The following is an 11366-nucleotide window of genomic DNA, read 5'->3' as shown; positions in this document are numbered from 1 at the left end:
CCAGTGGGCGCAGCGTCGGTTATCTGCTCAAGAGTCGGGTCACTGATGTGGCCGACTTCGTGGAGACGCTGGGGCGCATCGCCAAGGGCGCCTCGGTGGTGGATCCGGCGCTGGTGGCCGAGTTGGTGTCGGCGCGGCGGCGCAATGATCCGCTGGAGGTGCTTAGTGCCCGCGAGCGCGAGGTGTTGGCGTTGATGGCGGAGGGGCGTTCCAATGCTGGAATCGCCCATCGACTCTGGGTCACCGAGGGCACGGTGGAAAAGCACGTCCGCAGCATCTTGACCAAACTGAACCTGCCCGAGACCGGTGATGACCACCGCCGGGTGCTGGCGGTGGTCACCTTCCTCGAGGCGCACTGAACAAGGCCGCAGCCATGAGGATATTGTGTGTCGGTCGTCCTCAAATTTTGCGGTTCTCGGATTTGAGCATCCAGGCGGCCTTTTCCAAGCTGTTGATGATGGTGTGCAGCAGGTCGGCACTGGAGGGTCGGCGGTATGGACGTCGTCGTAGACGGTGCGGAGGGTGTCAACTGCGGCGTAGATCGCGGTGGTGACGAATTCGACGGTGTCGGTGGTGGTCTGCTCGGCCGGGGGGAAGGCGGGCAGTGTGGTCGATGCCGTGACGGTGTCGGACCGTCCGTCGGGAACAGCGCGCTCATCCGCACCTGGCCGAGGCCGTGCTCACCTATGGCAAGCACGGGTTGTCGATCGCCACTAGCGCGAAAGACCTGCACCCCAACACTGTTACCTACCGGCAGGACCGTTGGCAGCACCTGACCGGGTGGAACCCGCGATCCCTGGACGGCCTGCTCAACTCGGTGGTCGGCCTGAACCTGTATCCGACCGACACCGGCGGTGCCGAAGCAAACCGGACCGGCGGGGCTGGTGGCCGACGAGACGCGTCCACGGCTATTCAGGTTCTGGGCAGGCCGCCTGCATTCCCGCCAACGGGAACATCGGGACAAAGGTACCGATACAGCTAGCTGGGGGCCGCAGACTCCCGCTGGCAGGGGGCACTGATGGGTATCAGCGGTGGCGACGCCGGCTGCCGGATCCGGAATTATGTCAAGTAGCACAGCGGACGTCTGAATGTACCCGCGGTGAAGCATTCGGACTCCCGGGGCGCTGTTCTCGGTATCAAGTCTCACCACCGCATAATTTCGAGTTAAGAGGATGACATGACGGCTCAGCGAGTGATCACGAAAATACTGGTCGGCGCCGTTATCGCGCTCGGCCCTTACGTTGGGAGCGCAGCACCGGCCAGCGCCGACGGGAACCAGATCGGCACGGCCCCGAACCCATTCGGCGGCCTCAGCTGCAGCTGCCGAGAGACAGCTCCACCCGGCAGCCCTGCTATGAGGGAAGAGATAGCGCGGGGAATCCGGGAGGGTCGCTCTGCCTCCTTGCCAGGACTACCGCCATCGACCCAGCCCAGGTAAAACCGCAGTGACGAAACGATCACAGCTGGCCGGCTGGATGCCGGACGCAGTTCCTGCGCAGGCCGTATCCGCTACGGATTCGATGCGCGTGCGGTCGCCGTTGCTGGGCATTCATCCGGCGATCCTGTCCAAGGGAGGGCTTGGGGTCGAAACCCAGTGATTGCCATCGTCGCGTCCGGGAAGCCATCAGACCCCGCGGCTCCGTGCCGTTGCGATCCGCAGCACCGCTGGGACTGCACTTCCGAGGAGATCGTCACAGACTTGCCGGCAGAACCATGGACGCCAGCTTGACAGTGCGTGGCAACAGCGCGCATTCCCACAACGGGATCGTCGGCATGACGCGGCTGCTGTCGCGTCGCTGGGTCAGGGATGGTGGTACTCGCGCGCAGCAGGCTCTGCGAACTTGTCCAGCTCCGGCAGGTTCACCACGATCGGATCGGGGTTCGAACGGGTAACCACCCAGACCGTCGGGCGGTCGGGGGACGCGTTGATCTCCTGGTGCACCGTGTGCGCCGGAATGAAGACGAAGTCTCCCGGACCGGCCTCGACGACGTGCTCGAGACGGTTGCCCCACCGGTACCTGGCGGTGCCTTCCAGCACGTACAGGATTGTCTCCTGATCGCCGTGGTGGTGCGCACCGGTCGCTGCGCCGGGTAGCACCGTGCTCAGGAAGGCGCTCAGTACATTGGCGTCGGGGTTGCGGCTGTCGAAGGCGACCGCCCGGTGCAGTCCCGAGGTCTGTGGGGTGTTGTCGGAGAGTTGGTCACGCCGAACGACGCGGACCGACGGCTCGTGCATTGGGGATTCCTTTCTGTTCCACGACCGGTAGCGCGCTGTCCCCAGCCGCGAACAGCCCGAACGGTGAGGGGTCGCCGACCTGCCACGTGCCCTCGAACTGCACGCTTCGACCGACTGCGCGGGCCCTTTGCATGGCACGCCGGGCCGTCAGTAGCTGCTCAGCCTCCCAACCCTTCAAGCGAACGGGTACCTGCCGTCCAGTGGTGTGTAGCAGCGCGTTGCCTAGCTGCCAGGCATCGTCGGCCGCCTTGGCGGTGCCCGCACCGATATGCGGTCGCAGCCCGAACGCCGCATCGCCGATCAGACAGCTTCTCCCGAAGGCCATTCGCGGCACCTCGAGGTCGACGATCACCTGGACGAACGGCTCAGCGCTTCGTTGGACAAGCTCCGCGATCGGCGAGGGGAGTTCGGCGTCCGCCGCGGACCGCAGCGCTTCGAGATGCTTGGTCTGGACCGATCCGGGCGGCACGGTCAGCTCAGCCCGGCAACCATCGCGGTCGGTCAGCAGGTCGGTGAGGTGGTCTCCCGGAGCGACATTCCGGTACCAGAGCCAGTTGCACAGCTCAGACCCGTCCATGCCCGGAATCGGATAGGTCAGCAAGTGGCCATCCGGGAGGATCCGGTAGGTGATCGCGTCCCGCAGGATGCTCGCCGTACGGCCGCTGAGTTGATCACGTTCGATGGTGCCGCGCCAGGCCACGTATCCCACATAGCATGGTTCCGCGTCGGGCACCAGAACCGAGCGTCCCGTCGAGCGGATGCCGTCGGCGCACACCACCAGGTCTGCGGTCAAAGTCTGACCGTCGGTCAGTGACACCGTGACGTCATCGTCCCGGTTATCGAGGTGCGCAAGCTGCCTCGACAAGTGGTAATGCTCGGCGCCGAAGGCGTCCAGCAACCCGCGATACAACTTGAAGTACGACGCCAACCGGTGTGCGCAAGGTTGCTCGTGCACGACCGAGCCGTCAGCGCCGAGATAGCGAAGCCTGCTGGCAGGCACGCCGATGTCGCCAGTCGCCTTACCGACCCGCTCCACGAGATAGCGAACAGTGGTGGGATGCAAGACGATGCCGGTCCCGCGCCCCTGCAACGGAACCGCACTACGCTCCAGAACCTCGACGTCCCATCCCAGGTCTCGGAGAACCAGCGCTGCCGTGAGGCCTCCGAGTGATCCGCCCACCACGAGTGCCTGGCTCACACGGCTTTCCCGTCCTCGCGAACTCTTGCCCAGGTAGCGATCGGTGTTGGGGGCGTAATCATTTGTCGTCAGGGTTGAGCGCGCGGAATGTGATTCCGGCCGCGGCGCCGGCGATGACTTGCGCGACCAGATACACCCACAGCGTCGGCCAGGCGAACATGCCCATCACCGCCGCACCGATAGTGACCGACGGGTTAAACGCGCCACCGGAGATCGCGCCGACCGCGAAAGCGCCTGCTAGCACGGTGAAACCAATCGCCAGGCCGAAGTACGAATTGTCCCGATGGCTCTTGCTCGTCGCTACATTCAGTACCACGTAGCACAGAGCGAAGGTGAACAACATCTCGACTACGAATGCGGCCACCAAAGCGTGACCGGTCAGCGTCATCGTTACGGTCTTCGTAGCCTGTGCCGGATCAACGATCCCACGCACCACCGCCGCAGCCAGCAGCCCGGCGCCGAACTGGACGATCCAGTACATGAAGGCGTCGCGCACGGCGATCCGGCGCCGCACCAGCACCGCCAAGGTCACCGCGGGGTTGTAATGGCCGCCCGAGATGTGTCCACCGGCGTAGACCATCACCATCAGGACGGCACCGATAGCAAGCGGGGCGAACTGGGTACCGCTGCCGACGGCGGCACCGACCGTGAACACCAAGAAGAATGTGCCGATCGCTTCGGCGGCGTACTTCGCTGCCGAGGGAGGTCCGCTGGCGACTTCGGTTGACTCTGCGCCCGTGATTGGCTGACTCGGTGCCTGTGCTGTGACCATGGCTTAAGGATTGCCGTCCCAGGCCCCGATGTCGTCAGCGCTGACGACCATTCACCGTGCCTGCCAGCCTCACTGCGCGCATACCGGACAGCTGCAATTCGGACCGTTGACCGATCGGCATTGGGACGGGTCGACTCGTTCGGCCCCATAAAACTCAGTGCCGCTAAGCGAGCTCGCCCACGCCAGTCATGCTTGCCAGCATCGCAGATCCAATCCTGTTGGCCCGACAACGAAAACCTTTGCCCTGCTTAGAGCTGACCGGGAAGAAATGACACGAACCTGTCGATTTTGTCACACTTTTTCCGGTGATGTCGGGTCGGCGCGTCGTTCAGTGACAAACGAGGAGCTACTGCTCCGCATCTCTTCGAAGTCGGCCTCGACCAGGGGCAGTTGTGGTGCGCCGTTGGGTAGCAGCCAGAACTGGTTGGTCTTGATGGCCTGCACGACCAGCTTGCCGACATCCGTGGGGTCCATGGCGTTTTCGTCCTGGTTACCGGTTTCGAGGAGATCTAGGAAGGGATCGAGGGCAGTGCCGCCGCGTCCTTGGCTGTCGTGGCGCTCACGCATCGTGCGTGCGAGGGTCTGATGACCGACGCTCTTGTTTACTGGCGACCCGATCTGCTCAGCGACGACGCGCCTGACACCGGCAGTCTGGTAGGCGATCTCGATGCCCTCGTCGAACGCGCCAAGCGCAACGACAACTCCTTGGTCACCAACGACCTCGTCCTGCGGGTCGTTTTGGAGGCTACACACGATTCCGAACTCGCCACAGCGCTCAATGACCTGATCCTCTTCAAAGGTAGACGCGTTCTGTCGGCGGTTCTGGCGCAAGCCACCGACCGCGGCGAAATAGCCGCCACCCGCGACTGGTCATTGGCAGCCGACGTCATAACGGCAATGGGGATGTTGCGCGTCATCAGCGGACAGACGGTCGATGCCGAATTTGTACGGCAGGTCATCGACACGCTGATCCTGCCAGCGGTACAAGGACCGAGCAACCAGCGAAACCTCGACGACAAGCGCTGAACGGATCCTCTGCCCGGTCGCCCCGTCATGCTTGGCGCCGAAGGGCCCCGAAACGTCGCCCCAGCCGGGCTCCGCCCGGCCACGACGGGGCGTCTCACTGCATGAAAAGCGTTCTATCTCAGTCGAAGACACTTCCTTGCGCCGCACGTGCTATTGTGTCCCGGGATGCCCATCGGCATCCGTTCAGAATGAGAGAAGTTGAAGGTATGGCACAGGGAACTGTGAAATGGTTTAACAGCGAAAAAGGCTTCGGTTTTATCGCTCCGGACGGCGGCGCAGCAGATGTGTTCGTCCACTACACAGAAATACAGGGAAACGGCTACAAATCGCTCGAGGAGAACCAGCGAGTTGAGTTCAATATCGAGCAGGGGACCAAGGGTCCGCAGGCTGTCGGCGTAACTGCCGTCTAGCGCAAGCTCTACCTATTGTGGGCTGGTGGGTTTTCCCGCCAGCCCACAGCATGTTGAGGGTTCCTGGCCCGCCACCCGGCAGCGCGTATGAACAAGACATCGGTACCATCCAGGCCCCGGTATCAAGGGGTCAGCGTCGCCCACAAATCTCCCGGCGAGCGATGAGCGAGAAGTCCGGTGAATTTTTGACAAAGAAGCCGGCAGTCAAGCGCGCCAAGGCTTCCGCATAGGCGAAGGCGCCGGCACGGCTGGCGTCCGGTGGAATCGGTTCGACTCTGCGCCTTCAGCCGCCAGCCACCCGACACCCTCGAAGTGCTCGGGGTCGGCCGCGAGAGGATCCTTCTGCTGGTGGTGCCTCCGAGCACCGATCCAGACATTGCACACGAGGCAATGATGACCGCCGGGCGCGCGTGTTACCGACCGGCATGTCGCCGACGTGTCCGGAGGTTTCGAGCACGATCGATACGGCGACGACTTCCCGTCGGGGGACCTGAGAAGTAGATGCGGGTCGGTGGCGTGTACGTCAAGCACAACGACGGCGCGCTCGAAGGCTTCCGGGGCGTCGCCAGGCAGGCAGCAGCCATGCCTCCGGTGAGTGGACCGACGTAGAAGGCGACCGGAAGAGGGTCAAGAGGCGCGGTTTCTGGGGCTGATCAACGCCGCCAGCCGCTCATTACGTCATTCCTAACGCTCGCGTGTAGATTGGTTGGTAAGCCGTTCGTGTTGGCACCGCCACCGTAGACATTTTTGTGTGTAGATGAGCAGCTCACGAATCGACCGCTCTTCGCCCGACAGACCGACGTTTAGGCCGAAGCCAAACCAATGTAAGGACCCCGCTTCATGAAATCGACCGATTTGTTTTCGCACTGCTACGAGCCCGAGGTCGTGTCCCCCGACCGTCGCGATTCGGAACCGGTGCAACTTCCTACTTTCTCCGACCGCCCCAAGAGCGATTCCGCCGCTACGACACCATCGTGAGTGGCTTGACCGGGACGCCGCGCCACGCTCAACCCGTCAGCCTCGCCCTCGCACAGCAGTTCGGGGTCGATATCGACGGCGCGCGGTGGCCCGACACCGCCGACGCTGAGTGAGCTGCTCGCCGCGATCGAGGCCCGACCGTCGGGCGGCAGGAGGAACAGATGCGACGAGAGGTCATCGCTGAACTTGAGTGACCCTATCGGCGGCCAGCCTGGGCGGATAAGCTCCCAAGGCACCGCCGTCAGCGAGCTCGGACGCCTAGCGCAAGCTTTTTTGTACGTCAGCGTTTCTTGTCATGGAGCAAGGCCTCGGTGGACGAGACACGAGCCGCTGCCTTTGCCTGTTTGGCGACGCGCTTCTCTTTCAGAGATTTTCCGGACTTCTTGGTCATGGTTTGCCGAGGAGATTTGTCAGACATGGCTGGCCCCTTGATCGTGGGGGCCGCTGTTGGTCCCGACGTCTTGACCTTACGCCTCGGTGTCCAAGGCCGTGACGCACCGCGTCGCCGTGAGCGCCGAAATACTCGCCCTGCGACGGGAGGACGCCGATTCAGTTGACGAGGGCAAGCGCGTGGGCGCGCCGCAGCTTGCCCGACGGGGTTTTCGGGATCATCCCGGGCTGAAGCACCACCACGTTGCGGGGCCGGACATCGACCTCGGCGAACACCTGGTGCGCCACCTGACGCTCGATACGGCGCACCTGCGCCGGGTCGTCGTACTCCTTGGATTCCACCGCCACCGCGAACGTCTCCCGCGAGCGCCCGGCGTCGAGTCGCACCGCGACCGAACAGCCCGGCCGCACCCCCGCCACACGGCAGGCGGCGCGCTCGATGTCGGTTGGGTAGATGTTGCGGCCCGCCATGATGATTACGTCCTTGAGCCGCCCGCACACCACGACATTGCCCGTCTCCGTGAGATAGCCCAGGTCGCCGGTGTCATACCAGCCCCGCTCGTCCTGCGCCGCGATTAACCCGGCCACGGTGATGTAGCCGTTGGTCACCGGTTCACCGCGTACCTCGATGACGCCGACGCCGCGCGGTGGCAGCAGGCTCCCTTCCTCGTCGATGACGCGCAGCTCCAGGCCGTCCAGCGGCCGGCCCAGCGAGACCAGCCGCCGGGTATGTCCCCTGCTCGCAGGGACGGCGCGGTGCAGAAGGGCCAGCAGGTCGGCGTCCACCTCATCGACGACCATGCCGCCGCCGCAATCGGAGAACGACACCGCCACCGTCGTCTCGGCCATGCCGTAGGCGGGGATGATCGCCTGGGGCTTCAGCCCGTACGGCGCCCCGGCGTCGCAGAGGTCCTCGACGTCGAGCGGGTCCACCTGTTCGGCGCCCGAGAGCGCCCACCGCAGCGAGGACAGGTCGAAATCCCCGGGTGTGGCCTGTCTGCGCAACCGCTTGGCGAACAGGTTGTAGGCGAAGTTCGGCGCGGCCGTCATCGTCCCTTTATATTTGTCAATCAGCTTGGCCCACAACAACGTATCGCGCAGGAAGTCCATCGGCGTGACCTTCACCAGCTCGGCGCCGACGTACATCGGCACCGTCAGGTAGCCCGTCATGCCCATGTCGTGGAAGCACGGCAGCCAGCTCACGATCACGTCGGTGTCGAGGTCGAAGTTGCAGCCCACCATCATGGCTTCGGCGTTGGCGACAATGTTGGCGTGCGTGATCTGAACGGCCTTGGGCGATCCCGTCGAGCCCGATGTCAGCTGCATCAGCGCAACGTCGTTGTCAGAGGTGTCGACGGGCCCGACCTGGCCGTTCGCGAGCAGCGTCTCGACGGTTAGCACCGTCATACCGAGCCTCGACAGCACCGGCGCGGCGGCCATGAACGGCTCGGAGACGACGACGGCTTTCGCCGAAATCATGTTGATGACGCCGGTGGTCTCTTCGGCCCAACGCACCAGGTCGGTGCGGGGAGTGGGCTGATGCAACATGGTCAGGCTGGCGCCGCGCATCCAGATGCCTTGCGCGGTCGGCGCGATCTCGACCGGTGCGCCGGCCAGCACCGCGACAGCGTCACCATGTCCGATGCCCGCCGCAGCTAGCCCACCCGCCACCCGGCGAGCCCGCTCGTGTACTTCGGCCCAGGTATGCCGGGCAGGCGCGTGCGGCTCCCCGGTGACCATCCCCTTGAGGCTCCACCGGGCGTTGTGGTACATCGTCTCGGTAAACTGGCTCATGGCAATCCCTTTGGCTTATGCGAAAATACGACGCGTGTTCGCTTTGTGAGTGACCGGCGCTTATTTGCAGCCGCGCTAGGAATTTCGGTAGCCGCTGGGGCTCGGCCGTCGTCGAGCACTGTGTGGCGGCCGCCAACGATTGCGGTAGTGCGTAAAACCCTTTCATATTCCCCCCACATGGTCATCTCGCTCCGCCCGGAGCGACAGACCGTGCATGTCAGACGGCCTGACTGTACAGACCTGATGCGCTGTGGGCACCGGAGCAGGCCGAACTCGGCACAAATCGTGACAATCGCCGCTGAACCCGGTGCCGCAAAGGGATGGTTTGCGGCGCGCTGAAGAAACGACACGGGTTTGAGGATCTGGCGCCAAAGCGAGCGCCCGAGCGATCACCAGCGTCATCAACAACGCCGGGTTCGGCACCTGGGGCCGATTTCACGACGAGGATCCCGATCGCCTACGCCAGATGATCGCCGTTGACGTCACTGCGTTGACTGATATCAGCCGGGCATTTCTGCCGGCGCTGCGGACCATCGGCACTGGTTACCTGATGAACCTCGCCAGCGTTGGGGCTTACGCCCCGATCCCGAATCAAGCCGCGTACTCCGGGGCCAAGGCCTAGGTGTTGAGTCTGACCGAGGCCCTGTGGGCGGAGTCTCGCGGTACCGGTCTGCGAGTGATGGCCTTCTCGCCGGGGTTCACCCAAACCGAATACTTCGACGCCGTCGGCTCCACCGATGCCGCCGGCGGCTCTGCCTATCAGTCTGCAGAGGAGGTCGTGTCAAATGCGCTGCGGGCGCTAGGGCGAAGCAATCCGTCACCCAGCGCGATATCAGGCTGGAAGAACCACGCCGTCGCATCAGCCGGACGCCTGCCGAGCCGTCGTCAGATGGTCTCGCTCGCCGCGCGCACTACGTAGCGGGACAGTGGAAATCACTGAGCATCATGCCGCAGCTCCTACTAGCCGCGTCATGACGGTGCACACGATCACCGACGGGGCACGTGAACTCAGTCATGCGAATACATTGCTTCATACCGTTGCGCTTCCACGGCGGTGAGTTGCGCAGTGCTTCTTGGGAATGCTCACACGGCCGCCGAGGACTGCTCTGGACGGGACTCTGTCATCACGCTGCCCAGGGCCCGACGCCGCCGACCTTCTCGATCGTGATGCGCGTCAGGTATCCGGGTGGTGAGCCGGGCGGCGGGAAACCGGTGCCCGGTCCGAGGATCGCCGCGGCGGTCTCGCTCAGCAGTTCGGGCGCGCCGCCCTCCTCGATGCGTGCCGTGCCCTTGATCGACAGATAAGGCGTCTGCAGCACGCTGCGATCTTTGGACACGATGGTCACTGCCACGTGGGGATCACGCCGGATGTTGCGGACCTTCTGATGCTCCTGCAGGTGGGCGATGACCAGCTGGTCATCGCCGTCAGCGGTGCTCTGCACCACCATCCAGACCACGCTCACTTGTGGGCTGCCGTCGCGATTGATTGTGACCAGCGTTGCGGGGTCGGAACTGATGAGTTGGCGTGCATTGTCGTCGAGTTTCATTTCTGCTCCTGGCTTCTAGCGCGGTTTCTGCTGACTGCGGCTCGTTGAACGAGTCGTCGTCGATATGGAGGCGGCAAGTGTCTGGAACTCATCGCGGACAGCGCAACCAGGCATCACCGCATCGCGCGATGAGTTCGGCAACCACCGCGCCTCCGTATTGATGGAGGTGATTACAAATGAGGAGAGCCGTGGTCGTGCAGTACTTCACGACCAGCGAGGACGCGCAACGTAACCGCGAGCTAGCTCAGGACCTGGTGATCGAACTGGCCGCCCGGGATCCCGGGGGAGTCCAGTACCAGGTGTTGATGTCCGACGACGGGCTCGGATTCACGCATGTCGTCGCGTTCGACGGCACCGCGGACCCGTTCGCGGACTGTGCGGCCTATCGCGAATTCCATCGGGAACTCGCCCACCGCTTGGCCGCAAAGCCGATCGTGACGCGTGCGGTGTTGATCGGTTCCTACCACGACCGGCGGGCACCTCAGTACTGCTCGACGAGAGGAGTCAAAAATGAAAATCACGAATACCGCCTCACGCGAGGAGTGGCTGTCCGCACGGCGGGACCTGCTAGCCAAGGAGACGGCCGCCAGCCGGCAGCTCGCCGCGCTGGCCGAGCAGCGCCGCGCGCTTCCCGCGGTGGCCATCGACAAGGACTACGTCTTCGAGGGGCCTGACGGCAAGGTGGCACTTATCGACTTGTTCCAGGGCCGCAGCCAGTTGATCATCTACCACTTCATGTGGCTGCACGACATCGACGAGGGCTGCCCGAGTTGCTCGTTCGCCGTGGACAACATGCCAAATCCCGTCCATCTCAACGAGGGCGCGGACACCACACTGGCGCTGGTGTCGCGGATACCGTATGCGCGGCTCAGCCAGTTCAAGGCCCGCATGGGATGGCGGCTGCGCTGGTACTCGTCTCACGGCAGCGACTTCAACTACGACTTCCACGTCAGCAGCTACGAATCGAAAACACCGATCGAATACAACTACAAGGACAAGGCCACCCTGCTGCGCG

Annotated in this window: 14 protein-coding genes and 3 pseudogenes; 8 read left to right on the top strand and 9 right to left on the bottom strand. The window is 63.9% G+C overall.

The window, feature by feature from the left end:
* On the top strand, nt 1–359 hold a 359-nt coding region (locus tag JWP83_RS28630), incomplete at its 5' end, for a LuxR C-terminal-related transcriptional regulator (protein ID WP_297738342.1).
* Between the two features lie 40 nt (nt 360–399).
* Here JWP83_RS28630 and JWP83_RS28625 read toward each other — a convergent pair.
* Nucleotides 400–650 (bottom strand): annotated as a pseudogene (locus JWP83_RS28625) (ferritin-like domain-containing protein); the annotation flags it as partial.
* 26 nt (nt 651–676) lie between these two features.
* Between JWP83_RS28625 and JWP83_RS28620 the strand changes: the two are divergent.
* Nucleotides 677–982, top strand: a complete 306-nt coding sequence (locus tag JWP83_RS28620; RefSeq protein WP_297738340.1) for a helix-turn-helix domain-containing protein — start codon at nt 677–679, stop codon at nt 980–982.
* Nucleotides 983–1801: 819 nt separating this feature from the next.
* Here the strand turns inward: JWP83_RS28620 and JWP83_RS28615 are convergent.
* The 4 genes from JWP83_RS28615 to JWP83_RS28600 form a co-directional block, all read right to left on the bottom strand.
* Nucleotides 1802–2236 (bottom strand): cupin domain-containing protein, encoded by a 435-nt coding sequence (locus JWP83_RS28615; RefSeq protein ID WP_297738338.1) that lies wholly within the window; start codon nt 2234–2236, stop codon nt 1802–1804.
* Nucleotides 2202–3434 (bottom strand): FAD-dependent monooxygenase, encoded by a 1233-nt coding sequence (locus JWP83_RS28610; protein ID WP_297738336.1) that lies wholly within the window; start codon nt 3432–3434, stop codon nt 2202–2204. The genes JWP83_RS28615 and JWP83_RS28610 overlap by 35 nt, the downstream gene beginning before the upstream one ends.
* A gap of 58 nt (nt 3435–3492) precedes the next feature.
* Nucleotides 3493–4206 (bottom strand): MIP/aquaporin family protein, encoded by a 714-nt coding sequence (locus JWP83_RS28605; protein ID WP_297738334.1) that lies wholly within the window; start codon nt 4204–4206, stop codon nt 3493–3495.
* Between the two features lie 291 nt (nt 4207–4497).
* Nucleotides 4498–4773: a hypothetical protein gene (locus JWP83_RS28600; RefSeq protein WP_297738332.1), complete on the bottom strand. Its 276-nt coding sequence runs from the start codon at nt 4771–4773 to the stop codon at nt 4498–4500.
* Nucleotides 4774–4788: 15 nt separating this feature from the next.
* Here JWP83_RS28600 and JWP83_RS28595 point away from each other — a divergent pair.
* The 3 genes and pseudogenes from JWP83_RS28595 to JWP83_RS28585 form a co-directional block, all read left to right on the top strand.
* Nucleotides 4789–5232 (top strand): annotated as a pseudogene (locus JWP83_RS28595) (TetR-like C-terminal domain-containing protein); the annotation flags it as partial.
* Nucleotides 5233–5438: 206 nt separating this feature from the next.
* Nucleotides 5439–5642, top strand: a complete 204-nt coding sequence (locus JWP83_RS28590; protein WP_297738344.1) for a cold-shock protein — start codon at nt 5439–5441, stop codon at nt 5640–5642.
* A 258-nt stretch (nt 5643–5900) separates the two neighbouring features.
* On the top strand, nt 5901–6143 hold the full coding sequence (locus JWP83_RS28585) for a DUF5994 family protein (RefSeq protein WP_297738330.1): 243 nt from the start codon (nt 5901–5903) through the stop codon (nt 6141–6143).
* 757 nt (nt 6144–6900) lie between these two features.
* On the opposite strand, the gene JWP83_RS28580 is transcribed toward JWP83_RS28585, so the two are convergent.
* Both JWP83_RS28580 and JWP83_RS28575 read right to left on the bottom strand, forming a co-directional pair.
* Complete coding sequence (locus tag JWP83_RS28580) at nt 6901–7038, bottom strand: hypothetical protein (protein ID WP_297738328.1); 138 nt, start codon at nt 7036–7038, stop codon at nt 6901–6903.
* 131 nt (nt 7039–7169) lie between these two features.
* Entirely contained in the window at nt 7170–8804 is a 1635-nt protein-coding gene (locus JWP83_RS28575) for a fatty acyl-AMP ligase (protein ID WP_297738326.1), read from the bottom strand.
* A gap of 379 nt (nt 8805–9183) precedes the next feature.
* Between JWP83_RS28575 and JWP83_RS28570 the strand changes: the two are divergent.
* Together JWP83_RS28570 and JWP83_RS28565 are read left to right on the top strand one after the other, a co-directional pair.
* A pseudogene (locus JWP83_RS28570) lies at nt 9184–9426 on the top strand (SDR family NAD(P)-dependent oxidoreductase); the annotation flags it as partial.
* Nucleotides 9427–9429: 3 nt separating this feature from the next.
* Nucleotides 9430–9723, top strand: coding sequence for a hypothetical protein (locus JWP83_RS28565; RefSeq protein ID WP_297738324.1), 294 nt, complete (start codon nt 9430–9432; stop codon nt 9721–9723).
* Between the two features lie 205 nt (nt 9724–9928).
* Here the strand turns inward: JWP83_RS28565 and JWP83_RS28560 are convergent, their stop codons facing one another.
* The gene (locus JWP83_RS28560) at nt 9929–10351 is read right to left on the bottom strand and encodes a TIGR03618 family F420-dependent PPOX class oxidoreductase (protein ID WP_297738322.1); all 423 of its coding nucleotides are present in this window, start codon (nt 10349–10351) and stop codon (nt 9929–9931) included.
* 239 nt (nt 10352–10590) lie between these two features.
* Nucleotides 10591–10749: a hypothetical protein gene (locus tag JWP83_RS28555; protein WP_297738320.1), complete on the bottom strand. Its 159-nt coding sequence runs from the start codon at nt 10747–10749 to the stop codon at nt 10591–10593.
* Nucleotides 10750–10861: 112 nt separating this feature from the next.
* Between JWP83_RS28555 and JWP83_RS28550 the strand changes: the two genes are divergently transcribed.
* Nucleotides 10862–11366 (top strand): DUF899 family protein (locus JWP83_RS28550; protein ID WP_297738318.1); only part of this gene is annotated, 505 nt, incomplete at its 3' end.

Source organism: Mycobacterium sp. (assembly GCF_025965855.1).
Lineage (GTDB): Bacteria > Actinomycetota > Actinomycetes > Mycobacteriales > Mycobacteriaceae > Mycobacterium.
This window is presented reverse-complemented; position numbering and strand designations above follow the sequence as displayed.

Bases quoted from the DNA above. Each gene is read 5' to 3' on its own strand.
- JWP83_RS28555 (WP_297738320.1), bottom strand. From the start codon at position 10,749: ATGGAATTCGCGATAGGCCGCACAGTCCGCGAACGGGTCCGCGGTGCC.
- JWP83_RS28560 (WP_297738322.1), bottom strand. From the start codon at position 10,351: ATGAAACTCGACGACAATGCACGCCAACTCATCAGTTCCGACCCCGCA.
- JWP83_RS28575 (WP_297738326.1), bottom strand. From the start codon at position 8,804: ATGAGCCAGTTTACCGAGACGATGTACCACAACGCCCGGTGGAGCCTC.
- JWP83_RS28605 (WP_297738334.1), bottom strand. From the start codon at position 4,206: ATGGTCACAGCACAGGCACCGAGTCAGCCAATCACGGGCGCAGAGTCA.
- JWP83_RS28580 (WP_297738328.1), bottom strand. From the start codon at position 7,038: ATGTCTGACAAATCTCCTCGGCAAACCATGACCAAGAAGTCCGGAAAA.
- JWP83_RS28590 (WP_297738344.1), top strand. From the start codon at position 5,439: ATGGCACAGGGAACTGTGAAATGGTTTAACAGCGAAAAAGGCTTCGGT.
- JWP83_RS28600 (WP_297738332.1), bottom strand. From the start codon at position 4,773: ATGCGTGAGCGCCACGACAGCCAAGGACGCGGCGGCACTGCCCTCGAT.
- JWP83_RS28615 (WP_297738338.1), bottom strand. From the start codon at position 2,236: ATGCACGAGCCGTCGGTCCGCGTCGTTCGGCGTGACCAACTCTCCGAC.